The organism is Micromonospora sp. C95 (assembly GCF_018070465.1).
Taxonomy (GTDB): Bacteria; Actinomycetota; Actinomycetes; order Mycobacteriales; family Micromonosporaceae; genus Micromonospora.
The window spans coordinates 334024-357965 of record NZ_JAGPXT010000001.1 but is presented as its reverse complement, the minus strand read 5'-3'; the positions used below and the strand labels follow the sequence as shown (position 1 = coordinate 357965).

Annotated in this window: 17 protein-coding genes and 1 pseudogene; 9 read left to right on the top strand and 9 right to left on the bottom strand. The window is 70.1% G+C overall.

What is annotated here, in order from left to right:
• Positions 1-337: 337 nt before the first annotated feature.
• Positions 338-3094 (top strand): replicative DNA helicase, encoded by a 2757-nt coding sequence (gene dnaB, locus KBX00_RS01670; RefSeq protein WP_374225231.1) that lies wholly within the window; start codon positions 338-340, stop codon positions 3092-3094.
• 306 nt (positions 3095-3400) lie between these two features.
• On the opposite strand, the gene KBX00_RS01665 is transcribed toward dnaB, so the two are convergent.
• Genes KBX00_RS01665 through KBX00_RS01650 form a run of 4 tightly spaced genes read right to left on the bottom strand, consistent with a single transcriptional unit; the run spans position 3401 to position 8288 of the window.
• Positions 3401-3793, bottom strand: coding sequence for a zf-TFIIB domain-containing protein (locus KBX00_RS01665; protein ID WP_210822473.1), 393 nt, complete (start codon positions 3791-3793; stop codon positions 3401-3403).
• Between the two features lie 22 nt (positions 3794-3815).
• A complete protein-coding gene (locus KBX00_RS01660; protein ID WP_210822471.1) occupies positions 3816-4448 on the bottom strand; it encodes a phosphoribosyltransferase in 633 nt (210 codons plus the stop codon).
• On the bottom strand, positions 4445-5767 hold the full coding sequence (locus tag KBX00_RS01655; RefSeq protein ID WP_210822469.1) for a glycosyltransferase 87 family protein: 1323 nt from the start codon (positions 5765-5767) through the stop codon (positions 4445-4447). Before KBX00_RS01655 ends, KBX00_RS01660 begins: the two co-directional genes overlap by 4 nt.
• Before the next feature lie 13 nt (positions 5768-5780).
• Positions 5781-8288, bottom strand: coding sequence for a bifunctional diguanylate cyclase/phosphodiesterase (locus tag KBX00_RS01650; RefSeq protein WP_210822845.1), 2508 nt, complete (start codon positions 8286-8288; stop codon positions 5781-5783).
• 477 nt (positions 8289-8765) lie between these two features.
• Between KBX00_RS01650 and KBX00_RS01645 the strand changes: the two genes are divergently transcribed.
• From KBX00_RS01645 to KBX00_RS01625, 5 genes are all read left to right on the top strand, one after another.
• Positions 8766-11837, top strand: coding sequence for a BTAD domain-containing putative transcriptional regulator (locus tag KBX00_RS01645; protein WP_210822467.1), 3072 nt, complete (start codon positions 8766-8768; stop codon positions 11835-11837).
• Between the two features lie 231 nt (positions 11838-12068).
• Positions 12069-12560, top strand: a complete 492-nt coding sequence (gene moaC, locus KBX00_RS01640; protein ID WP_210822465.1) for a cyclic pyranopterin monophosphate synthase MoaC — start codon at positions 12069-12071, stop codon at positions 12558-12560.
• Positions 12557-13039 (top strand): molybdenum cofactor biosynthesis protein B, encoded by a 483-nt coding sequence (locus tag KBX00_RS01635; RefSeq protein WP_210822463.1) that lies wholly within the window; start codon positions 12557-12559, stop codon positions 13037-13039. Before moaC ends, KBX00_RS01635 begins: the two co-directional genes overlap by 4 nt.
• A 9-nt stretch (positions 13040-13048) precedes the next feature.
• Entirely contained in the window at positions 13049-14305 is a 1257-nt protein-coding gene (locus tag KBX00_RS01630) for a molybdopterin molybdotransferase MoeA (RefSeq protein ID WP_210822461.1), read from the top strand.
• A complete protein-coding gene (locus KBX00_RS01625; RefSeq protein ID WP_210822459.1) occupies positions 14299-14718 on the top strand; it encodes a molybdenum cofactor biosynthesis protein MoaE in 420 nt (139 codons plus the stop codon). Before KBX00_RS01630 ends, KBX00_RS01625 begins: the two co-directional genes overlap by 7 nt.
• A 9-nt stretch (positions 14719-14727) precedes the next feature.
• Here KBX00_RS01625 and KBX00_RS01620 read toward each other — a convergent pair whose 3' ends face one another.
• Positions 14728-16167, bottom strand: a complete 1440-nt coding sequence (locus tag KBX00_RS01620) for a glycosyltransferase 87 family protein (RefSeq protein ID WP_210822456.1) — start codon at positions 16165-16167, stop codon at positions 14728-14730.
• Positions 16168-16400: 233 nt separating this feature from the next.
• Complete coding sequence (locus KBX00_RS01615; protein WP_164448805.1) at positions 16401-16946, bottom strand: DoxX family protein; 546 nt, start codon at positions 16944-16946, stop codon at positions 16401-16403.
• Positions 16947-17083: 137 nt separating this feature from the next.
• On the opposite strand from KBX00_RS01615, the gene KBX00_RS01610 reads away from it, so the two are divergent.
• From KBX00_RS01610 to KBX00_RS01605, 3 genes and pseudogenes are all read left to right on the top strand, one after another.
• Entirely contained in the window at positions 17084-17629 is a 546-nt protein-coding gene (locus KBX00_RS01610; protein WP_210822454.1) for a GNAT family N-acetyltransferase, read from the top strand.
• A 159-nt stretch (positions 17630-17788) separates the two neighbouring features.
• Positions 17789-17944: pseudogene (locus KBX00_RS29025) on the top strand (Scr1 family TA system antitoxin-like transcriptional regulator); the annotation flags it as partial.
• Positions 17941-18135, top strand: coding sequence for a DUF397 domain-containing protein (locus tag KBX00_RS01605; protein ID WP_210822843.1), 195 nt, complete (start codon positions 17941-17943; stop codon positions 18133-18135). The pseudogene KBX00_RS29025 and the gene KBX00_RS01605, both read left to right, overlap by 4 nt.
• 319 nt (positions 18136-18454) lie before the next feature.
• On the opposite strand, the gene KBX00_RS01600 is transcribed toward KBX00_RS01605, so the two are convergent.
• From KBX00_RS01600 to KBX00_RS01590, 3 genes are all read right to left on the bottom strand, one after another.
• A complete protein-coding gene (locus tag KBX00_RS01600) occupies positions 18455-19696 on the bottom strand; it encodes an ATP-binding protein (protein WP_210822453.1) in 1242 nt (413 codons plus the stop codon).
• 135 nt (positions 19697-19831) lie between these two features.
• Entirely contained in the window at positions 19832-20293 is a 462-nt protein-coding gene (locus tag KBX00_RS29580) for a hypothetical protein (protein WP_210822841.1), read from the bottom strand.
• A gap of 402 nt (positions 20294-20695) precedes the next feature.
• Positions 20696-23914 carry a UvrD-helicase domain-containing protein gene (locus tag KBX00_RS01590; protein ID WP_210822451.1) on the bottom strand — a complete coding sequence of 1073 codons (3219 nt, stop codon included), beginning with the start codon at positions 23912-23914 and terminating at the stop codon, positions 20696-20698.
• Positions 23915-23942: the final 28 nt, after the last annotated feature.

Sequence of the window (23942 nt, the reverse complement as noted above, 5' to 3'; positions counted from 1 at the left end):
CCGCTGTCCAGGTGTCGCCGTAGGCCACCGATCTTACGGGAGGTTCAGGACAAAGCCCTACCCGGAAATTCCGTCCACAGCCTGGGGAAAGAGTTTGCGCAGGTCAGAGGAGATCGCCAAGAATTCCCCATCCGTTATCCACACCCTGTGCACACGCTGCGCACATGGTTGTCCACCTGAGTCCACAGGTTGTCCCGAGGCTCATCCACCGCCACGGTTGAGTGGCTGACCTCGTACTCGTATGGTTGCCACGACCTGCCGACCCGATGGCCCCCGATCGGAGCGGCCGGTCGAGGTTGTCGCACCCGGGCGGTAGGCCTGGAACCGATCCGACGCAGTGGAGGGGGGCCCGGTGTCGGTCACCGACGACAGGCGGACGGAGTCGTTTCCGGGCGGCGGGCAGCAGCCCGGCAACGGGCCACCCGACGGTCAGTTCGACAAGACGCCACCGCAGGACGTGGCCGCGGAGCAGTGCGTCCTTGGCGGCATGCTGCTCTCCAAGGACGCCATCGCCGACGTCGTCGAGATCCTCAAGACCAACGACTTCTACCGACCGGTGCACGCCACCATCTTCGACACCATCCTGGAGATCTACGGCAGGGGTGAGCCGGCCGACGCCATCACCGTCGCGGCGGCACTTGCCGACTCCGGCGATCTGGCCCGGGTAGGTGGCGCTCCGTACCTGCACACGTTGATCGCGAGCGTGCCGACCGCCGCGAACGCCGCCTACTACGCCCGGATCGTCAGCGAACGCGCGGTGCTCCGGCGCCTGGTCGAGGCCGGCACCCGGATCGTCCAACTCGGCTACGGCACCGCGAGCGGCGGCAGCCGGGACGTGGACGACATCGTCGACCTGGCTCAGCAGGCCGTCTACGACGTCACGGAACGCCGGGTCAGCGAGGACTTCGCGATCCTGGCCGACATGCTGCAACCGACGCTCGACGAGATCGAGGCGGTCGGCGCTCAGGGCGGCGTGATGACCGGCGTGCCGACCGGCTTCACCGACCTGGATCGCCTGCTCAACGGGCTGCACGCCGGCCAGTTGATTATCGTGGCGGGGCGACCTGGCCTTGGAAAGGCGCTCGCGCTCGACACACCCCTACCGACTCCGGCCGGCTGGACGACGATGGGCGAGGTGCAGGTAGGCGATCAGCTTATCGGTGCGGACGGCCGTCCTACCACCGTCACGCACGCCTACGAGGTGCGCCACGACCGGCCCTGCTACGAGGTCGAGTTTTCCGACGGTTCAGTCATCGTCGCCGATGCCGAGCATCTGTGGACGACGACCACCCGGGCGGCACGCCGCCAGCAGAATGAGCGCCGGCCGCGCTACCAGTGGGATGCCTCGGCACCGGCCAAGGCGGCAGCCGTACACCGGGCCGTCACCGCCATCCCGGACCGGCTTGTCACCCACCGGGAAGCCGTGGAGATCGCCGGGTCCCGGTTCCGGAAGGTCCTGCACGTTGTGGCGGCCCAGGTCGGCATCGCCGGCACCGTCGAACGTCAGTACTCCCGGAATGGCAGGTCCTGGCGTCGGGCGGTCGACGCCTACAGCGCCCATGCTCTGTTCGACGCACATCTGAGCCGGGTGAGTCGGGTCATCACCAGCGATACGACCGTGGCACACCCTCGGGTCGTCACTACCGAACACATCGCCGCGACCCTGCGGCATCCGGCTGACGGGCGCGCCAACCACGCGGTGACAAATGCTCAACCGCTGTCCCTTCCCGCCCGCGAGGACCTGCCGATCCCCCCGTACACGCTTGGTGTGTGGCTGGGCGACGGGCACTCGGCAGGTGCCCGGTTCACGTCGGCGGACATGGTCGGGACCGCCGACCGCGGAGGCTGCGAGACCTGCGGTACGACAATGAAGTCGAGCTGGAACGGCGCCCGCCACTGCGCGTCGTGTCGCCGGTTGCATGGCTCGTTCACCGGGCTGCTTCGAGCCGCCGGTGTCCTGAACGACAAGCACATTCCGCAGCCTTACCTCCGAGCGTCGGAGGAGCAGCGACGAGAGCTGCTGGCGGGACTGCTCGACACCGCCGGTACTCCTGCGGCAGCCGGACACGTCCAGTACACCACCACCTCGGAGCGGATAGCCGAGGATGTGTACGAGCTCGTCGTCAGCCTGGGCTACCGATGCTCGATCAACCGCAAGCGAGTCAACGGCCGCACTCCCGAAAGCTCGACGGCTTTCACACTGAGCTTCTCCACCTCCGACGAGGTGTTCCGGTTGACCAGGAAGCGGGAGTCGCACGCCACGCGCCGACACGCGGTCGGTCGGGCGGGTACCCGATCCCGCTACATCGTGGATGTGCGACCGGTGCCGAGTGTCCCCGTGCGGTGCGTCACGGTCGACAACGAGGATCACCTTTACTTGGCCGGTCGATCAATGATTCCCACGCACAACAGCACCGCGAGCATGGACTTCGCGCGCAACGCTGCGATCCGTGCCAACCAAGCATCGGCGATCTTCTCGCTGGAAATGAGCAAGGTCGAGATCGTCATGCGGCTGCTCTCGGCCGAGGCCCGAGTGCCACTGCACGTGCTGCGCAGCGGGCAACTGTCCGACGACGACTGGACCAAGTTGGCCCGCTGCATGGGTGAGATCAGCGAGGCACCGCTGTTCGTCGACGACACGCCCAGCATGAACCTGATGGAGATCCGGGCGAAGGCCCGTCGGCTCAAGCAGCGGCATGACCTCAAGTTGATAGTGGTCGACTATCTCCAGCTGATGACCTCGCCGAAGCGTACCGAGAGCCGGCAGCAGGAGGTCGCGGACCTGTCGCGTGGCCTGAAGCTGCTCGCCAAGGAGGTCGAGTGCCCGGTCATCGCGGTCAGCCAGCTGAACCGTGGCCCTGAGCAGCGTACCGACAAGCGTCCACAACTGTCCGATCTGCGCGAATCTGGGTCAATTGAACAAGATGCGGACGTTGTTATACTTCTGCATCGCGACGACTACTACGACAAGGAGTCACCCCGCGCGGGGGAGGCGGACTTCATTATCGCCAAACACAGAAATGGCCCGACCGACACCGTGACGGTCGCCGCTCAACTGCACCTGTCGCGCTTCGTCGACATGGCGATCGTCTGACCTGACCCAACCGAGTCCGACGGGCTCAGCCGAGGCTCACCGGCTCAGCCGAGCACCGGGAAGCGGCCAGCGCCGCGTGCGGCGGCGGGTGCCGTGTCGGCACAGAGTTGCACCACTCCGGACGGGCTCTCGAATGCTGTCGTCCAGGTCAGCCACCACGGTGCTGATGCCGTCATACGCGTTGGCCAGTGCGATGTGCGAAGCTCGCGACCCCATGCCGGCAGCGTCCCACAGCTGGTGACCGGCTGTGGCGGTGAGACACCGGGCCGCCCGGTTGGACGGCCCGGTCACCCAGGGAGGTGCTGCTCAGCCGAACATCTCGTCGAGGAAGCTTTTGCGCTTCTTCCGGCGGTAGTGCCCGTGGTAGCCGTAGTGCTGCTGAGTGTGGCCGTAGGCAGGTGCCGGGGCCGGGTAGCCGTGCTGCGGTGGCGGTGGCGGCGGCACGGCACCGTAGCCCGGCTGCTGTGGCGCGGGCGGCGGAGGCGGAGGCTGGTAGCCGCCCGGCCGGGGTGCGTGCTGGGTCGGCTGTGGGGCGGGGGGCGCCTGCTGGGCGCTCCAGTTGGCCTCCGCCTCGAACAGCTTCTCCAGCTCACCACGGTCGAGGAAGATCCCCCGGCACTCGCCGCACTGGTCGATGACGACGCCGCTGCGCTCGTACTGACGCATTTCTCCATGACACTTGGGACAGGTCAGGCTCATTGTTCGACGGTACCTGGTCGACTCACGCGGAAGCGGTCAGCGCCTCCGTCACCTCGTCGTCGGAAACCTCGTGGAAGTCGTCGTAGTACGCCCCGACGGCGGTGAAGGCTTCCGGCCGCTGAGCGCAGATGACCTGGTCGGCCTCGTTGGCGAGCGTCTCGTACGCCTGCTGGGCACCGACCGGTACGGCGACGACCACCCGACGGGCGCCGAGCTGGCGGGCCACCTGCACGGCAGCTCGGGCGGTGGCCCCGGTGGCCAGCCCGTCGTCGACGATGACGGCGATGCGGCCGGTCAGCTCCAGTGGCGGCCGGCCGGCCCGGTAGAGCTGTTCGCGCCGGTCCAGTTCCGTCTGTTCCCGGCGCTGCACGTCGGCGATGTCGTCGGAGTCGAGTTGGCCGACCACCACGTCGTTGACCACGCGTACGCCGGCCGGACCGAGCGCGCCGAAGGCGACCTCGGGGGCCCACGGCATGCCGAGCTTGCGAACCACCAGCACGTCCAGCGGTGCGCCGAGGCGTTCGGCGACGACCCGGGCCACCGGCACGCCGCCGCGTACCAGGCCCAGTACGACGACGTCCGGTTCGCCGATCAGGGCGGTGAGTCGGTCGGCGAGCGCCCGGCCCGCCTCGCTGCGGTCGCGGTAGGTGGTCATGCCCTCAGGTCTACGCCCTGCGGGCCGTCTTCGCTCGCCGGTTGCCGGATCCCGGGAACGTCGAGTGCTGGTGCCCAGACGAGGAACGCCACCGGGTAGAGCAGATAGCCGAACCGGGTGCTGGGCATCAGCAGGATCGCCACCAGCAAGCCGTACCCGCAGACGAGTGCCGCCGTGCGGGCGGTGCGTGGCGGGTGGCGGAGGAGCCGGACGGCGATCGCCGCTGCGGCAGCGACCAGCAGCGCCGCCGCCACGGCCCGGCCGGCCGGCACCGCGTTCGCGATCAGATAACCGGGAAACGGCGACTGCGCCGGGCTGGAGACCAGGCCGTGCCCGAGGGGAAACCGCAGCACGTTCTCCACCAGGGCGTCCCGGTCCACCAGCAGGGTGGGCAGCAGCGCGGCGGCGGGTACGCCCACTGCGCCGGCGGCCACCCGCAGGCCGGCCCGGCGGCAGATGCCCCAGCTGACCAGTACGGCGGCGACCGGCCAGGCGAAGAGTTTCAGTGCACCGGCGAGTCCGACGGCGACGCCGGCCCAACCGGGCCGTGCGGTGGCGGCGAGCGCGAGAGCCAGCAGGCAGAGCGCGAGTACGGGTAGATCGTCGCCGCCGGTGGCGAGGGTCAGTGCGCAGATCGGCAGGACGGTGGCGGCCTGCACCCCGCGCAGCAGGGCGGCGTCCTGCCCGACCGTCGTGGCCACCCTCGCGGGTCGGCGCAGGACGCGGACGGCGAGCAGCAGGGCGAGGACGGTGCCGACGGCGAACCAGACGCGGGCGTCGCTCCACCACACGTCGGTGGCCGCGCGGGGCAGCCCGAACAGGGCCATACCCGGTTGGTACGGCGTGTAGCCGAGCAGTTGTTCACCGGGCGGCAGCGCGGCGATGGCGTCCGGTCCGAGGTAGGGGGTGCCGGTCTCCACAAGTCGCCGCCCGGACTCCTCGACGACGAGCACCTCCTCCTGGGCCCGGTCGGTACGTCCTGCCGCGCGCTGCACGCTCTGCGCAACGAGGGGAAGCAGGGCGACGGTGGTCCAGGTCAGGACGGTGACCAGCCAGCGTGCGGGCACTCCGGTCAACGCCGAGCCGGGCCGGTGCCGCCGCAGCAGGAGTTGGCCGAGTGCCATGATCGCGGCGCCGAGGTAGCCGAGTGCGGCCACGCCGCCCCACGCGCGGTGCGGCAGGAGGGTGGAGGTGGCCGCGGTGACTGCGGCGAAGGCGGCCGAGACCGCGTAGAGGCCGAGGTCGAGGGAGAGTCCGCCGGCGGCGGTGTCGATCCGGTGCCACCACCCGGTACGGCGGCGGGTCTGGGTGGTGTGCACCCGCCCAAGTCTCTCAGGCAGGCTGGTGACGACCCCGGCCGCCCTGCCGGCGTCCCTGCGGTAGCCGGACCACCGCGCCGGCGTCGTGCAGGGCGACCGCCAGGCGGCCGGTCCGGCCGCCGGTGCCGCGTTGCAGGGCGGCGAGCAGTGTGCCGGTGGGCAGTGGGCGGGCGAAGAGATGACCCTGGCCGGCGCTACAGCCCAGTTCCCAGAGGGTGTGTCGCTGTGCCTCCCGCTCCACCCCCTCGGCCACCACGACCAGGCCGAGGCTGCGACCGAGGTCGAGGGTGGAGCGGATGATCGCGGCGGCCTCGGTGGAGGATTCCATGGCGGTGACGAAGCTCCGGTCGATCTTCAGTTGGTGCACCGGGATCCGGGAGAGCAGCGAGAGTGAGGAGTAGCCGGTGCCGAAGTCGTCCAGGGCGAGCCGGACACCGGCATCACGTAGCCGGGTGAGGACCTGGTCGACGACGTCGAGCTGACTGAGGGTGAGGGTCTCGGTCAGTTCCAGGATCAGCCGGTCGGGTGGCAGGTCGTGGGCGCGCAGGCGAGCAAGCACCGAATCGGGGAAGCGGGTGTCGAGCAGGCTGCGGGGGGAGACGTTCACCGCCACGGGTACGTCGAAGCCGGCGTCACGCCAGGTGCCGGCGGCGATCAGGGCCTGGTCGAGGATCGCTTCGGCGAAGGCCGGTAGCAGGCCGGACCGCTCGACGGTCTCCAGGAAGCGCAGTGGGTCGATCAGGCCGTGGGTGGGGTGACGCCATCGGGCCAGCGCTTCGGCGGCGATGACCTCACCGGTGCCGAGGTCGACGATCGGCTGGAACTTGACGGTGAATTCGTGATCGGCCACGGCCCGGGTCAGGTCTCCGCCGAGCGTGAGACGACCCAGGTCGGCGGTGTCCCGGGCGGACGCATAGCTGGCCAGCCGCTGCCCGGCCCGCTTGGCCTGGTACATGGCGACGTCCGCGCGGCGCAGCAGTTCGGCCATGCCGCCGGTGGCGGGGGCGGCGGCGATGCCGCCGCTGGCTTCCACGTTGATCCGCATGCCGTCGATGTCGAAAGGTTCGTGCAGCGCCGCCAGCAGCGTCTCGGCCCGGTGGGCGGCGACTGCGGGCGCGGGCAGGGCGCGCAGGAGTACGGCGAACTCGTCGCCACCGAGCCGGGCGACCAGGTCGTCGGCCTGGGCGGCGGCGCGCAGCCGTTCGGCGACAGCGGCCAGCATCTGATCACCGGCGGTGTGGCCGAGGGTGTCGTTGACCTCCTTGAAGTGGTTCAGGTCGATCAGCACGAGGGCGGTGACCCCGTCGGCGTGCCGTTGGTCCAGGTGGTCGTTGCCCGCGTCGAGCAGGTGACGCCGGTTCGGCAGGCCGGTCAGCGCGTCGTGCGTCGCGTCGTGCGCGTGGGCCTGGGCCACCCGGGCGAGTTCGGCGTACGCCTGGGCGTTGCGGATTGCGGTGCACAGTGCCGAGGCGAAGGTGTAGAGGGTGTAGTGCTCCCGCTCGGAGAGTTTGACCGGTCCACGGAAGCGCAGCCGCAGCATGCCCACGTCGACCGTCTTGTCGTGCCCTTCCAGGCGGGCCGGGACCACCGCGCCCTGGACGGTGGTGGGCTCGGCTGCCGGACCGTCGTAAGTGACGCCGTCGGCGCCGCCGCGCACCACCCGGTCGGCGTCGCGCAGCTCGATCTCCACCTCGTCGGCGGAGAAGAGTTCGGCAGCCCGGGTGACCGCAGTGGTGATGACCTCGTCCAACTCGACCACGTTGAGCGCGTCGGTGGTCTGCGCGAGCCGCTGCCACACCTGTTGCTCGGTGCGTTGCCGGACCCTGCCGGAGTACGCCAGGTGCAGACTGAGCACGAGCGGCGGAACGGCGAGCAGCAACCTGGGGTCCGCTTCGAGGATGAGCAGGCTGCCGATGGCGACGCAGAAGCGTACGAGGTATCCCGCGATCCTGAGATCGAGGTTGTTGCGGAAGTGCTTGAAGATGGGGGTTCGCGAGGCCAGCGCGATCACGGGCATCGCCAGCGCCTCGTCGAGCAGAGCGGCGGCGAGGTAGGCCGCCGCGAGCGGAGGGATCAACTGCCACGGGTCGCCGTTGAGGCCGTCCCAACCGGCGGCGTGGAGGGTGGCGCCGGCGCCGACGGCCATCAGAACGTTCTTGCCCACGCCGAAGGCGAGCTTGATCGGCGGCAGCCGGAGCGAGGCCAGTGCCACGCCGGCCGCGGTGCATAGCACCACCCAAGACGTTGGCGCGAGGGCCAGGGCGATAACCAGTGCGGTTTCGTTCCAGCTGATGAAGTGAGCTGTCGACCTGATCCGGACGGGCGTGCGGACGAGGGTGCCGACAGTGCAAACGAAGATCAGCATTGCCAGCGTGGACAGTTCGTTGAGGGGGGTGACAAGCGGCGAGCTGGATGCGATCCACGTCGAGGCGAACACTGCTGCCACGGCAGCTACGACGACGAGACCGACTAGCAGCGCAAGCCGCCGATCGGTCTCATTGTCACGTGTCGAGGGATGGATCATTCAACTCCTGCCGACCACTGCACCGTACCGGCGAGCCTACCGTCAGCAACCGATGATTTGAGTCCCCGATTAGCCCCAGTCGTTGCCGCGCATCCCGACCTCCCCAATCTCGACGCCCCAGCTCATCGATCGAGATTCCGTTCGATGGCGAAAGTGAGGTTAGGTCGGGACAGGTCGGACGAGCCAGGATAAATGTGACAATGCGCAACATTAGCCAAGGAAGCCGCTATTAATGACGGTCCGCTTATATCGGTTATGCGGAGCGCACCGATCGTGGAGGGTGGTCGGTTGCCTGCCCGCTGCCGAAAGCTGGGCCAGCTGATTCGGCACGGCTTGTTCGTTGCCACTCGGATTGTGGTCGCACATTGCCGATGTCGCCACCGCGTGACCCAGTTTTTGTTGCGGTTCACCCGGTCCGATGCGGATTGTTAAGGTGCGATCACGCGAATGCCTGCCTCACAAGGGGTTCGAAAAGTGAAGATTGAGGTGCTTGGCGGCTTTCGGGTCTCGTTTGGTTCGTCCGGGGTGGACCTCGGCACACCGAAGCAACGAACCGTTCTGGCCAAGCTGGTGATGAACCCGAGCCGGACGGTCGCCATAGAGGAACTCATCGATGAGATCTGGCCCGACGACCCGCCGCGTTCGGCCGTACCGAATGTCCGGACCTACGCCGCAAACCTTCGACGCACCTTCGAGGCGCACGACGCTGGCCAGGGGATGCTGGTACGTCAGCGCGGTGGGTACCGGCTGGAGGTCGCCACCGACGACGTGGACCTGTTCCACTTTCTTGACCAGGTCGACCGAGCCCGGCAGCTCAACCTCCGCGACGACCCGGAGACCGCGCGGTCGCTGCTGAGCGACGTGATGCCCCGCTGGCACGGGCCACCCCTGCTCGGTGTGCCACTCGGGGCTTCGCTGGCTGCCGACGTGGCGGCGGCTCAGGAACAGCACCTTCTCGCCGTGGAGTTTCTCGCGGATCTCCACCTTGCGTCGGACCGCGTCGAGGAGGCCCTGCCGCTGCTGTGGCGAACCGTTGCCGCCCATCCGGTTCGTGAGCCCGCGTTGCTGCTGCTCATGAGAGCCCTGCATCGACGCGGCGACGTGACCGGCGCGATCTCGGTGTTTCGGTCCGCGGCCCGGGTCATGCGGACCGAACTCGGCGTCGAACCCGGACCGGATCTCCGGCGACTGCACCAGGAGATGATCGAGCGCCGACCAGCCGCGGTGCCTGCCGCCGTGTCGGCGGCAGCCAACGGCAGCAACGGGTCGAGCGCGCGGACCTCGACGGAACCAGACACCGGTCGGACGGATTGGGACTGGCTGCCCAGGCCGGTGGCTCACTTCGTTGGCCGGGAGGCCCTCGTCGAGCGGATGGTCGACCGGAGTCGGGGCATCGCAGGCCCGGCACCCGTCGTTCACCTGATCGACGGGATGGCGGGCAGCGGCAAGACGACCCTCGCCGTGCAGGTCGCCAGACGCCTGGCGGCCTCGCACCCGGATGGCCAGCTCTTCATCGACCTGCGCGGTCACGATGAGGGCAACGTGATGGACTCCGGCACCGCCCTCGTGGCGCTCCTCCGCCAGTTGGGTGTGCCGGCCCCCCGAATTCCAGTTGATATCGATGAACGGCGAGGGGTGTGGCGCAGGGAACTGTCCGCTCGCCGTGCGGTCGTCGTGCTCGACAACGCGGCGGACAGCGACCAGGTGGCTCCGCTGTTGCCGGTCACCGCCTCGTCGGTCATCCTGATCACTTCCCGTCGTCGACTTCTCGACCTGGATGTCGGGCCTCCCGAATCCCTGTCGGTGCTGTCGCCAGAAGAGGCTGTCCGCCTGCTCGCGGTCAGCGCTGGAGAAGAGCGGGTGCACGCCGAACCTGAGTCCGCGGCAGAGATAGTCCGGGACTGTGGCTACCTGCCGCTGGCGATCCGGCTGGTCGGGTCGCGACTGGCTCACCGGCGCAACCGCCGGCTGGTCGACCTGGCCGCTCGTCTGGCCGTAAATGACTCTGCACTGGCCAGCTTCGGAACGGGTGAGCGCAGCGTCGTTGCGGCCTTCACCGCTTCTTACGAGCCGTTGCCCGAGGTGAGTAAGCGGGTGTTCCGCTTACTGGGTCTACACACTGGACATTACTGCATCAGCATGGTGGCGGCGATGTCCGGCTTGTCGTACGCGAAAGCGAGCCACACCCTCGACGATCTGGTCGACTGTCACTTGGTCGAAGAGTCGGAGGATGGTCGTTACCGGATGCACGACCTGGTTCGACAGTTCGCCCGGGAGGAGTGCCTGAAAACAGATTCGGCGGAGATTCGGGGTGCGGCGCTCGCCAGTCTGCTCGACCAGGTGATGCAACTGTCGATCGTCGCCACGACATCATTGAACAGGCTCATCGACATCTACCGCGACATCGGCGACGTAGCGCCGGAGCGACCCGATCTCCTACCTGGTTCCGAGACGGTCGACATCGACTGGGTCGAGCGGGAGCGGGGCAACCTCAATCTGTTCATCGAACTGGCGGCGAAGAACTCACTCCACGGCTACACCTGGAAGATGGCCCGTGTGCTGTGGCGCTTCTACTATGTACGCGGCTACTTCGAGGATATTCAGCGTACGCACGAGTTTGGGCTGGCCGCCGCAGAGCAGACAGGAGACAGGCGGGCAGTTGGAATCATGAACAACTATCTCGCCTCGGCGCTGACCAAGACCGGGTTCTATCACCCAGCGGTTCAGTGCCTGGAATCTGCGCTGGCGGAGGCTGAGGCGGCAGGCCGCCGGGGAGATATCGCCCGGATCCGGGGAAACCTCAGCGTCGTCCATTACATGGGGGGTGATTTTCAAGAGGCCGCCGATCTCGCCATGGCGGCCCTGCGCGACCTCCCGATGCGGCTGATCAGCCAGGTTCGGTCACACCTGCCGAACGCTGGTATCGCCCTTACCTGGCTGGGTCGTTACGAGGAAGCGCTGCGGGTACATCGCCTTCATCTGCTCCGGGCACGGGTAGAAGGTGACCGCTACCAGATCGCCAACGCATTGAGCCACATCGCCGCCGTTCGGACCCGCAAGGGTGAGCACGTTCAGGCGCTGCGGCTGCTGCGGTCCGCCATGATCCTCTACGCCGAGACGGGGCATCGATACGGAGAGGCCGACGCGCGCAACGTGATGGGCGCGGCGTATCGCGGCCTGGGTCTGCTCGCGGAGGCCCGGCGGCAGCACGAACTGGCGCTGGAACTCACCGCTCACTCGGCCGAGCGGCAGGCGGAGTGCACCGCGTTGAACGAGTTCGGTCTGACGCTGGCGGCCGACGGCGACATCGACGCCGCCGTGCGGGCCCACAAGCGAGCGCTCGACCTGGCGGTCCGGATCGACAACCGTTACGAGCAGGCCCGGGCGCTGGCCGGTCTGGCCGAGCATCTGCTGAGCACGGACCCGACCGAGGCTCGACGACACCTGGAGCGCGCGCTGGTGCTCATCGTGCCGACCGGAGCACCGGAGCGGTTGGAGATCGAGCGCCGGCTCGCCGAGCTGAAGCAGAGAGCGTCGACTTGTTGAGGGCCGTTACCCCGGCCGTCGTCCTTATCGATTTCTTATCGCCAGGGTCGTTAGCCTCCGGGACGTTCGCCGACGGGGGGAGATCCGACAGTTGCCGGATCTCGTCGCGACCCCTGCCGCCGGGTCTACCCCAGCAGCCCGAGGCAGGCCGGTGAGGAAGGAGCGGCGCTCCCGCGCCGCTCCTTCCGAGCGCCGCACGGACTGTCGTACGACAGGGATAGGCTCGCGACCGTGACCGAACCCGCCCAGCTCACCCACGTCGACACCGCCGGCGCGGCCCGCATGGTCGATGTCTCCGCCAAACAGGTAACCGGTCGTGCGGCGACGGCGGCCGGCCGGCTGCGGACCACCCGTGAGGTGATCGACCTGCTGCGCGGAGACGGTCTGCCGAAGGGTGATGCCCTGGCGGTCGGGCGGCTGGCCGGCGTCATGGGCGCCAAGCGCACCCCCGACCTGATCCCGCTGTGTCACCCGATCGCCCTGCACGGCGTCACCGTCGACCTGACGCTGACCGCCGACACCGTCGAGATCACCGCCACCGCCCGTACCGCCGACCGCACCGGGGTGGAGATGGAGGCGCTGACCGCGGTCGCGGTCGCCGGGCTGGCTCTGGTCGACATGGTCAAGGCCGTTGACCCGGCGGCCAGCGTCGACGCGGTGCGGGTACTGCGCAAGGAGGGCGGCAAGACCGGTCTGTGGCGGCGCCCGGAGGATCGGTCGTGATCCGCGCTCGGGTGGTGGTGGCCTCCAACCGAGCCGCTGCCGGTGTCTACACCGACACCAGCGGCCCGCTCCTCGTCGCCGGGCTGCGGGAGTTGGGCTGCACGGTGGACGAACCGGTGGTCGTGCCGGACGGCGACCCGGTCGGCCAGGCGGTCTGGGCGGCCGTGGCGGACGGCGTCGAGGTGGTGCTGACCAGCGGTGGCACCGGGGTCACCCCCACCGATCGCACGCCCGACGTGACCCGGGCGCTGCTCGACTACGAGATTCCAGGCATCGCCGAGGCGATCCGCGCGTACAGCCGCGACAAGGTGCCCACCACCGTGCTGTCCCGAGGGGTGGCCGGCGTGGCCGGCCGCACGCTCGTGGTGAATCTGCCCGGCTCGACCGGCGGGGCACGGGACGGCCTCGCCGTGCTGGGGCCGATTCTGGCCCACACGGTCGATCAGTTGCGCGGTGGCGACCACCCGGCAGCCGGTTAGGCTCGGCCGGTGAGAACGGAAACCGCCTCCACCGACGAGGTCGCCGCGCCACCGCCGGCCGACTGGGCGCAGGCCCGGTCCCGGGTGCACGCGGTCGGCCTGGCCGCCGCGCTGCCCGCCGTCGAGCTGCCGCTCGCCGAGTCCGACGGTCGCACCCTCGCCGAACCGCTCGCCCCCCGGACGGACCTGCCGGCGTTCCCGACGTCGAGTGTGGACGGCTGGGCGGTACGCGGTGCCGGCCCGTGGCGGGTCGTCGGGCGGGTCCTCGCCGGCAGTAGGGCTGCCCCGCTGACCGAGGACGGGACGACGGTCGAGATCGCCACCGGAGCGATGGTGCCGGCGGGTGCGTCGGCGGTGCTCCGGGTGGAGGAGTCGAGACGTACCCCGACGGGGTTTGTCGACGGCGTGCCACGTGCCGCGCCGGAGTGGCGGCAGCCCGGCGAGGAGGCGACCGCCGGTGAGGAACTGCTGCCGGCCGGGACACCGGTCGACCCTGCGGTGATCGGCCTGGCCGCCTCCTGCGGCCTTGACACGCTGCGGGTACGCCGGCAGCCTCGGGCCGCACTGCTGGTCTTCGGCGACGAGCTGCTCACGGCAGGTCCGCCGGGCGACGGGCGGGTCCGTGACGCGCTGGGCCCGGCGGTGCCAGGTTGGCTCCGCCGGTACGGCTGTCAGGTGGACCCGGACGGCGTGGTCGGGCCCGTCGCCGACACGCTTGACGCTCACGTGGCCGCGCTGCGTGCCGCCCTGGACCACACCGATCTGGTCTGCACAACGGGTGGCACCATGCACGGCCCGGTCGATCACCTGCACCCGGCGCTCGCGGAGTTGGGTGCCGAGTACGTCGTCAACACCGTCGCGGTGCGTCCCGGCTTCCCGATGCTGCTGTCCCGGTTGGTCGGCCCCGACGGGCAGGTCCGGTTCGTGGCCGGGCTGCCCGGCAACCCACAGTCCGCCGTCATCGCGCTGGTGTCACTTGTCGCCCCGCTGCTGGCCGGGCTCGCCGGTCGGTCGTTGCCGACGCTTCCGCACGCCGTCCTCGCCGAGCCCGTCGCCGGTCGCGGCGACCACACCCACCTGGCGCTGGTGCGACTCGACCGGGTCGCCGGGACGGCCCACCCGGTCCGGCACGTCGGATCGGCCATGCTGCGAGGGCTCGCCAACGCGGACGGGTTCGCCGTGATCAACCCCGGCACCACCGGCGCGGTGGGTGACCGGGTTCCGATCGTGCCGTTGCCGCTGCTACCCGGGGAGCGGGCATGGTGACAGTCATCAGCACCGTCACAGACCAGCCTCTGGATCTCGCCGCCCACGAGGCGGCGGTAGCCGATCGTCGGGCCGGCGCGGTGGTGTCTTTCGCCGGGGTGGTGCGCGATCACGACCACGGGCGGTCGGTGGTCAGCCTGGATTACGAGGGCCACCCGAACGCCGCGAAGGTGCTACAGGAGGTCGCCGACGAGATCGCGGCCGACCCCGACGTGTACGCCGTGGCGGTGTCACACCGCATCGGCCCACTGGCCATCGGCGACGTGGCCCTGGCGGCGGCGGTCAGCACCGCCCACCGGGCCGCCGCGTTCGCCGCCTGTGCCCGGCTGGTGGACGAGGCGAAGGCCCGGCTGCCGATCTGGAAGCGACAGGTCTTCACCGACGGCACCGAGGAGTGGGTGAACTGCCCCTGATCGGTGGGGCTAACGCCGTCCGTACAGCATCGAGGCGCGCGCCGCCCGGTCGGTGTGGAAGGCGGGTTCCGCTCCGGGCCGCCAGGGCAGTGCGGCGACCAGCAGGATCAGCGCCAGCGCCAGGGAGTTCTCCATCAACGCGCCGAACAGGCCGTCCTGGTAGTGCGAGACCTCCGGCAGTTGGTGCTCGTACGGCCAGATGGGGGAGATCAGGAAGAGCAGGTAGAGCCCGATGGCGGCGAAGCCGTGGCGGAACCCGGTAAGCGTCGGGTACCAGATCGGTGGTCGGAGAGTGGCGACTCCAGGCGGTCCGCCGTACGGCGCCGACGCGGTTCGTACCGGCCCCCGGCTGGCGTCGTGTCGCCGGATCGCGGCGTCGGTCAGGACGATGATCGCCGGGATCACCCAGACGAGGTGGTGCGTCCAGGAGATCGGGCTGATCACGTTGGCGGTCAGGCCGACAAGCGTGAAGGCGGTCAGTTCGTCGCCGTCGGAGTGGGCGTTGGACGCCCGGGACAGGCCGAGCGCCAGCACCAGCACGGAGAAGGCGAGCCAGAGCAGGCCGGGGGTCTCGATCGAGTCGTAGAGCCGGGCCAGCAGTCCGGCCAGCGACTGGTTGGGCGTCATGTCGGCGGCGCCCACCCGCTCGGTCTGCCACAGCACGCTGCCGAAGTAGTCGCGGGACTCCGCGCCGACGATGCCGAAGCTGCCGATTGTCACTCCGACGGCGGTGCCGATGGCCGTCCAGGCCACCCGCCACTGTCGAGTGATCATCAGGTAGAAGATGAACAGGGCCGGCGTCAGCTTGACGGCGGTGGCCAGGCCGATGCCCACGCCGGCCCAGGCACCGCCGTAGACGAACCGCAGCAGCGGGCCGTCGTCCTCGGCCTGGTGGGTGCCCCGGCGCGACCGCCAGCGCAGGGCGACCAGGTCGGCCAGGATCAGGGCGAACAGCAGTAGGTTGACCTGCCCGTAGCCGAGGGTCTCCCGGGTGGGTTCGATGGCGGCGGCCAGCGGCGTGGCGATGGCCACCGTGTACCACAGTGGCCAGCCCAGCCGGTCGACGATCGGGCGCAGCAGCGCGGCCAGCACCACGGCCAGCGCGGCGATGCTGACCGCGGCGTTGACCAGACCGGCCAGGGTGACCGGCAGGTGCGCCATCGGCAACATGGCCAGCCCGGCGAAGGGTGGGTAGGTGAAACCCAGGGTTGTGCCGGGCGCGACGAACTCGTACAGCTCGTGACCGCTCGCCCACCAGACCACCGCGCCGTGGTAGATCTTCATGTCGAAGAAGTTGTACGGACGCCCGAACGCGCCGATGGCAAGCCATGCGGCGTAGGCGACGGCGGCGAAAATGCCGGCCCGTACGACTGTCCTACGATCGATCCCACGCGTTACGCGACGGACTGTGGCGAGGCGGTCCAGCCCTCTACCGACGATCGTCGGCATGGCGTGGCCACCCCCGTACCAAGGTCGTCCTACCCGTCCAGGTCCAGTACGGAGCCTAGAACGGCGCCTCACGTCAGTGCCTCCCGCGTTATGCGACCGTGTCCGATCCCACACATTCTTTTGACATTTCCACCGCGTTAACGCCTACCGGGCGGTTCAGGTGATTCGCGGCCTTAGCCTGGGTGGGGGTGGTCGGATAGCAGCTCAGCGGGGGTGAGGTGAACGGGTACCGCTCAGCCCGGCAGCCGCCGAGCGGTGGCGGCGGACCGGAGGGCGATCCGGGCCTCCCGGCGGGCGGTCCGGACGGCGCGGCGCACCGACCGTCGCGAGTGGCCGATGCGGTGACCGGCCCGCCAACGTAGCCCGGGCTTACCCTCCGTGTCCGCGGCGGCGAGCAGCAACCCACCGAAGAGACCGAGGTTCTTCAGGAAGTGGATCTGGTTGTTGCTCTTCGCTGCCGGGTCGTCGTTGAGCCAGAAGGGGTGCCCGGCGAGGGTGACCGGGATCAGCGTGCCGGCCAGCACCAGGGCCGCCGGCCGGGTGAACCGCCCGGTGGCCAGCATCAGCCCGGCACCGAGCTGCACGGCCGAGTTGGCTCGGATCAGGGTTTCAGTATCCGTGGGGATCCGCGGATGCGCCCGCTCCAGCAGCGGCGTCACCCGATCGGTTATCGGTTTCGCGGTGGGTGTCAGGCGGCCGGGGTTGGCGAAGTTGCGGGCGCCGCTGACCACGAAGATGCCGCTCAGCATGGCGCGGGCGAGGGATCGTACGGGCGTCATGGAACAGTCATACCCTGTCCGGGGCGTTACTACGCCCCGCAACGGGGTATGTCGATCGATCGAGTGTGTCGGTGGCGCCGCGCCCGGGATCGAGGACCGTCGCGGATGGACGGGTCTTCCGAGGTACCCTACGCCGCGTGACGACCCTGCGGCTGCGACCCGAGGATCCGGCCGACACCGGCGCGATTCGCCGGGTGCTGGCTGCGGCCTTCGCCCGACCCGACGTCGCCGTCCCGCCGGAGGTACGCCTCGTCGACGAACTGCGGGGCGGCGACGCCTGGCTGCCGGCGCTGGCGATGGTCGCCGAGTACGGCGGGGAGATCGTCGGTTGTGCCCTGCTGACCCGGGTGCACGTCAACTCGGGCATGACCAGCACGCCGGCGCTGGCGTTGGGCCCGGTTGCGGTGGCGCCGCACCGGCAGCGGATCGGGCTCGGCACATCGGTCGTGCAGGCCGCCCTGGAAGCGGCTACGGAGCTCGGTGAGCGGCTGGTCGTGGTCCTCGGCGATCCGGCCTACTACCGGCGCTTCGGTTTCAGCCGGGCCGACCAGTTGGGCCTGACCAGTCCCTGGTCCGGCCTCGGTGAGCCATGGCAGGCACTAGTGCTGCCGCCAGCCACCAGCGGCGAGCCGCCACCACCGCAGGGCGAGGTGGTCTTCCCGCCGCCCTGGTCCAAGGTCTGACCGCCCTCGCCGCCGAACCTCGTGGATCGTTCCGAAATATGAGAGCCGGATGCGGGAACTTGGACAGTTTCCGTTAGCGACGAACGCGAAGTGTCCAAGATCTAGGTCGGAACTTGTAGGACCGGTGGCACGTTGGCCTGGCGCATCCCCGCCGGCATGCTTGGTCACGCCGACAGCCAGGCCGAATCACAGATCATCGATAAGGCTGCGGAAGTTGCTACCCTCGGCCGCAGGTGGGAACGCATCCGTGGCGAGGCGCTGTCACGGGCGCAGTCCCTGGACCTCATCAGGGAAGCGGCAGCAGCATGGAGATGACCGGCGCGCAGTGGCGCAAGAGCAGCAAGAGCGGCAACAACGGCGGTGACTGTGTCGAGGTTGCCGACAACCTTCCCGGCGTCGTCCTGGTCCGGGACACCAAGAACCGTTCCGGCGGCACGCTCACCTTCCAACCGGCGGCCTGGCGGGGCTTCGTCGAGCTGGCGAAGGCTGGCCGTCCGAACTCCTGACGCACCTCGAAAGAAGCCCTCGGCTGGATGGGCCGAGGGCTTCCCGCTGTCTGGCCTGGGCCCTGCCTGCCATGCCACAGCTCGGACCGCAGATCATGAGCTGGTGCGGGCTTGCTTCCTCCGGGCGCGGGGAGTTGGTGGGTGTGTCCTGTCGAGCTGATGGCGTAGACGGATCGCGGCACCGGCACCGCCGCGCCGTCTCTTGTGATAGCACGGACGGTTCAACTCGACAGGACCACAGGAGGAACATCGACCGCCGGTCGCGGTGCCACGCGCGCCGCAGCCGCGCCAACCTGGCCGGTCTCCGTGGAGATTCAGCTCAGGCGGGCTGGGTGCGCAGGTAGCGGCCGAAGTGGGGGACGGTGAAGGCGACCGTGCCGCGTTCCCCGGAGTAGATCAGGCCCTTCTTGATCAATGCGTCGCGGGCCGGGGAGAGGCTTGCGGGTTTGCGTCCGAGAGCTCGGGCGATCTCCGAGGTCGGCACCGCCGCGTCCATGTCGTCCCGGCCGCCGCCGTCGGTCTCCCCTTCGATCAGGGATAGCGTCGCCATCGCCCGCATGTACTCCCGCTCGGCCGGGGTGGCCCGCTCGAAGCGGGAGCCGAAGAAGCCGACGGCCAGCTCCGCCTCGGCCTCGGGCGCGGCGACACGTACGTCGGCCGGGGTGATCGGTGACCGGGGGGCGTGGTCCCAGGTCGCCTTCCCGTAGGCCTGCACGAAGTACGGATAGCCGCCCGACTTCTCGTAGAGCAGATCGAGGGCCTTCGCCTCGTACGCGACGTCCTCCCGCTCGGCCGGTGCGCAGAGCGCGTGGTCGGCGGCGATCCGGTCGAGGCGGTCGATGCGTTGGTAGCGGAACAACCGCTCGGAGTACGACTTCGCCGCGCTCAGCACCGCCGGCAGGTGTGGCAGCCCGGCCCCGACCACGATCAGGGGCGCGCCGAGCTGGGAAAGCTCGTGGCAGGCGGCGCAGAGCGCGGAGACGTCCTCCGGCCCGAGGTCCTGCATCTCGTCGATGAAGATGGCGACGCCGGTGCCGACGTCGCTGGCGACGGAGGCGGCGTCGGTGAGCAGCTCCACCAGGTCGATCTCGATGTCCCCGGAGTCGGCTCGCCCGCTCGCCGCCGGCACGTCGATGCCGGGCTGCCACCTGTCGCGCAGCTTCGGAGCGGCCCCACCCCGACCGGTCGGCGCGCCGCGCTGGGCGAAGGCCTTGAGCACCCCGAGGAAGGCGTCGATCCGCTCCGGCGCCCGGTGCCTCGGCGCCAGTTCCCGGACGGCCATGTGCAGGGCGGCGGCGATCGGTCGGCGCAACGACTGATCCGGTCGTGCTTCGATCTTGCCGCTGCCCCAGAGCCGGTTGATCGCCTGCGAGCGCAACGTGTTCAGCAGGACGGTCTTGCCGACGCCGCGAAGCCCGGTGAGCATCAGGCTGCGTTCCGGCCGGCCGCGGGCGATGCGTTCCAGGACGATGTCGAAGACGTCCAGTTCCCGCCCCCGCCCGGCGAGTTCGGGCGGACGCTGGCCGGCGCCCGGCGCGTAGGGGTTGCGGACCGGATCCACGCATCGCAGAGTATCGGGCCGTCTAGAGGAGAGGCTAGACATGGATAGACGGCGGTACCGGCGTGTTGCCCTCGACCAAAAACTAGTGCTGTCTAGCCTCCACGCTAGACAGCACTAGTTTTGGTAATGGGGTCGTCAGCCGCGCTGCTTGAGGCAGAGCACGAAGTCGAGCGAGTCCAACTCGCTGTCGTAGAAGTACCAGTTGGTGTAGCCGTCGACCGCCGCGCACTTCTCCTCGGCGTCACGCTCCCCGCTGGTCTTGCCGTCGATGCGCCGCAGCACCTCGTACGACCTCGGCGCACACTCACTCAGCAGCAGCCTGGGCTTGCCGGCGGCTCCCGCGTCGTTGCGTACGCACTGCCCCGCCTGCACGAAGCGGGGATCGGCGGAGGCGGCGGCGGCCGGGTCGTCGAGTGGGGTCTCGTCGTCCGGCGCGTCCGGCGCGGACGCCACCTCCTCGGTCGGTGCGGCCACCGGGGTCGGTGTATCGCCGTCCCGTCCGAGCAGATAGAACGCCGTCGCACCGCCCAGCATCAGCACCAGCACGGCTGCCAGCACGACGAGCAGCCGTCCGCGCCGGCGCGGCGGCGGTGGCACGGGGGTGCCGGCGTATCCGTGGTCCTGACCACTGCCGTAGTGCGGGCCCGACTGGTAGTCCTGGCTCGGCCCGTAGGCGCGACCGTGGGACTGGTCAGCGTACGGGCGACCGAACTCGCGGGTCTGGTCCGGGTCGTAGGACGGCGGTGCGTCGGGCGACCGGCCGTGGCCGTACCACTGGCCGGTTGGCGGCTCGGGCCACGGCTGCTCGCCGGGTTGCGGCTCGGGCCACGGCTGCGGGCCCGGTGGTCCGTAGTTCGCCATGCAGGCCCTCCTGAGCGTCGGGTGGAGCCGGTGGGTGGTCGGTCGACCAACCGGCACCGCCATCGTCACCGTAGTGCGTGCGGCCGGTTCCCGGTGGGACAGCCGTCAAGCCGGTCGGCAACCCGACCGGCGCGAGCGTCAGATGAGGCGTAACTGGCGGTCCTTGGGCCGCCGGGGGCCCGCGCTGTCGCCGAGCCGTTCGAACAGCCCCGGGTCCACCGCGTCGAGGAACGGTGACGGGCGGCAGTCCCGCTCCGAGCCCTGCCGGAAACGGCGGGCAGTGTGGCTCACGTAGAGCCGGTCCTGGGCCCGGGTCAACCCGACGAAGAACAGCCGCCGCTCCTCGGCCACCGCTGCCTCGTCGGGAGTGGTGCCGGGCCAACGCAGCGGCAGCAGCCCGTCCTCGACACCGACCAGGAACACCACCGGAAACTCCAGGCCCTTCGCGGCGTGCAGGGTCAGCAGGGTGACCGCCTCGGCGCGCGGGTCGAGCGCGTCCACCTCGGCGCCGGTGGCGAGTTGGGACAGGAACATCTCCAGGTCGTCGCCGCAGCGGCGGGCCAGCGGTGTCAGCAGGTCGACGGCGGTCCGGACGTCCTCCGGGCGCACCCCGCCGGACCCGTCCAGGGTCGGGGTGGCGAACCGGTCCGCGAGCACCTGGCCGACGAGGCGTACCCGCGCGGGCAGGGCACCCTCCACACCGGGGGCGTGCCGCAACTCGCGAGCGATGGCGGCCACCCCGGGACGGTCCCGCAGCCGGTCGTGCGAGCGCTTCTGCACCGGGATGTTGGCTCGGGCCAGGGCGTCCACGATCGCCGCGGCCTGCGAGTCGGTGCGGTACAGCACCGCGACGTCCGAGAAGGACAGCGCGGTCGACCGTCCGTCGATCCGGCCGGAGTCAAGCGACCGGTGGGACAGGCCGCCGACCAGCTCGTCAACGGTGCGTACCACGAACTCGGCCTCGTCGGCGACCGAGGCGGCGGCGTACCGGCCGACCAGCGGGGCCTCCGGATCGAGCCGGGCCGGATCCAACCGACGACCCCGTACCAGCGATGACGGCGCGATGGCCTGCACCGCGGCGGCCAGGATCGGCGCAGAGGACCGGTAGTTGCGGTTGAGCCGGACCAGCCGGGCATCGGTGAAGTCCTGCGAGAAGCGCAGGAAGTACCCGACGTCGGCGCCCCGGAACGAGTAGATCGCCTGGTCCGGGTCGCCGATCGCGCACAGGTTCCCGTCCGGCGGACTGAGCAGGCGCAGCAGCTCGTACTGCACCGCGTCGACGTCCTGGTACTCGTCGACGAAGATCCACCGCCAGCGCTCGCGGTACCGGTCGACCAGCCGCCGGTCCTGGAGCAGCAGCGCCACCGGCAGGGTGAGCAACTCGTCCAGGTCCACCAGGCCCTGCTTGCGCAGCAGCGCGGTATAGCGGGCCGGATCGTCACCGGCATCGGTCCGCGCGGTGGCCCGCTCCGCGTCGTCGGCGATCCGGAAGTCGTCGGGCAGCCCGGCGGCCTGGGCATTCTCCCGCAAGATGGTCAACCCGAGCGAGTGGAACGTGCCGACGGTGACGTCTTCGGCGACCGGGCCGAGCAGGCCGTCGAGGCGGTGCCGCAGTTCCTCGGCGGCCCGCCGGGTGAACGTGATGGCCAGGCACTGCTCGGGGAAGACGTTCAACTCGGCGCACAGGTACGCGATGCGGTGGGTCAACGTGCGCGTCTTGCCGGTACCGGGACCGGCGACGATCAGCAGCGGACCTCCGGGGGCCGAGGCGGCCACCCGCTGCATCGCGTCGAGCCGGTCGAGCAGGCCGGTGCCGACCTCCTCCATGCCGGCGAGCATCGGTTCGAACGGCTCGTGCGGCGAGGGTGCCGGCGCGATCGGCGGTGCCGGGGCCGCCGGTTTCCGCTTCGGCTCGGGCTTCGCCGACGGACGCTTCGCACCGGTCGCCGGCTTCGCCGCAGCGCCCACCTTCGCCGTGGTCTCCGAAGCCCGACGCTGGGCGGGCACCGGCACGTCGAACAGCGTCTCCTGCCCGGCGGACACTCCGGCCCCGCCGCCCAACTCGGCCGGGTCGAACAGGGTGATCACGCCGTACTCGCCGTCGTAGCCCGGCACCCGGCGGACCTCACCGCGACGGAGCCGGCCGATGCCCTCGGCGAGCAGCTCGCCGCCGACCCGGCCGATCTCGTCAAGCGGAACGCGGGTCAGGATCTCCAGCTCGGGGCCGAGCGCGGCGACCAGCTCGATCAGCTTCCCCTCGACCCGCTTGGCGCGCGGCCCGACCTTGTTGACTTCGCCGAGGATCTCGGCGAGCTGGATCAGGTGGGTCACCTCGGGGGCGTGCTGCGGGCGGTAACCCTCGGGCCGGTCGGCCAGATCCTCGACCCGGCTGAGTACGCCCACCGTCAACGGTTTGCCGCACTCCGGGCAGCGTCCGCCGGCCTCCCGGGTACGCTCCGGTGCCCAGTTCACCCCGCACAGCCGGTGGCCGTCGGCGTGGTATTTGCCCTCCTCCGGGAAGAACTCGATCGTCCCGGCCAGTCCGTCACCGGTACGCAGCGCCTCCCGGATGCCGAAGTAGTCCCGGGCCGAGGCGAAGACCGTCGCCTCCCGGGCGAGCGCGGGTGGCGAGTGCGCGTCGGAGTTGGAGACCAGCCGGTAGCGGTCCAGGCTGCCCACCCGCCAGTTCATCTCCGGGTCGGAGGAGAGCCCGGTCTCCACCGCGAAGATGTGCTCGGCCAGGTCCGCGTAGCAGTCGGCGATCGCGTCGAAGCCGGACTTCGAGCCCAGGGCGGAGAACCACGGCGTCCAGATGTGCGCCGGCACGAGATACCCGTCGCCGCTCGCCTCCAGCGTGATCTCCAGCAGATCGCGCGAGTCCAGACCGAGGATGGGCCGCCCGTCCGAGCCGAGGTTGCCGATCCGGCCGAGCGCGGCGTTGAACCGGGCCACCGCGTCCAGATCCGGCAGGTAGACCAGGTGGTGGACCTTTCGCGTCCGGTCGTCCCGCTTGTAGATCGTGGAGATCTCCACGCTGAGCATGAACCGGACCGGATCGTGCTCCGCCGCGCTGGCCAGCCGGGGCGGTAGCCGACGGGCGATGTCCCGCTCCGCCTCCGGTGACAGCCGGTACAGGCCCGGCTCGGCGGGATGCAGGGTCTCCCGCAGGTGGTCGTACCAGGCCGGATGGGTGAAGTCACCGGTACCGAGGACCGCGATGCCCTTGCGCCGGGCCCACCAGCCGAGGTTCGGCAGGGTCAGGTCGCGGCTACAGGCCCGCGAGTACTTCGAGTGGATGTGCAGGTCCGCGACGAAGGGCGGAAGGCCACCGGGGGGTACGGGGCTGAACGGGGGCACGCCGCATCCTGTCACGACCGGCCGCGCT

Coding starts and splice junctions, on each gene's coding strand:
- KBX00_RS01665 (WP_210822473.1), bottom strand. CDS start 3,793: ATGAGCCTGACCTGTCCCAAGTGTCATGGAGAAATGCGTCAGTACGAG.
- KBX00_RS01660 (WP_210822471.1), bottom strand. CDS start 4,448: ATGACCACCTACCGCGACCGCAGCGAGGCGGGCCGGGCGCTCGCCGAC.
- KBX00_RS01625 (WP_210822459.1), top strand. CDS start 14,299: ATGGTGACAGTCATCAGCACCGTCACAGACCAGCCTCTGGATCTCGCC.
- KBX00_RS01620 (WP_210822456.1), bottom strand. CDS start 16,167: ATGCCGACGATCGTCGGTAGAGGGCTGGACCGCCTCGCCACAGTCCGT.
- KBX00_RS01615 (WP_164448805.1), bottom strand. CDS start 16,946: ATGACGCCCGTACGATCCCTCGCCCGCGCCATGCTGAGCGGCATCTTC.
- KBX00_RS01605 (WP_210822843.1), top strand. CDS start 17,941: ATGACCGGCGCGCAGTGGCGCAAGAGCAGCAAGAGCGGCAACAACGGC.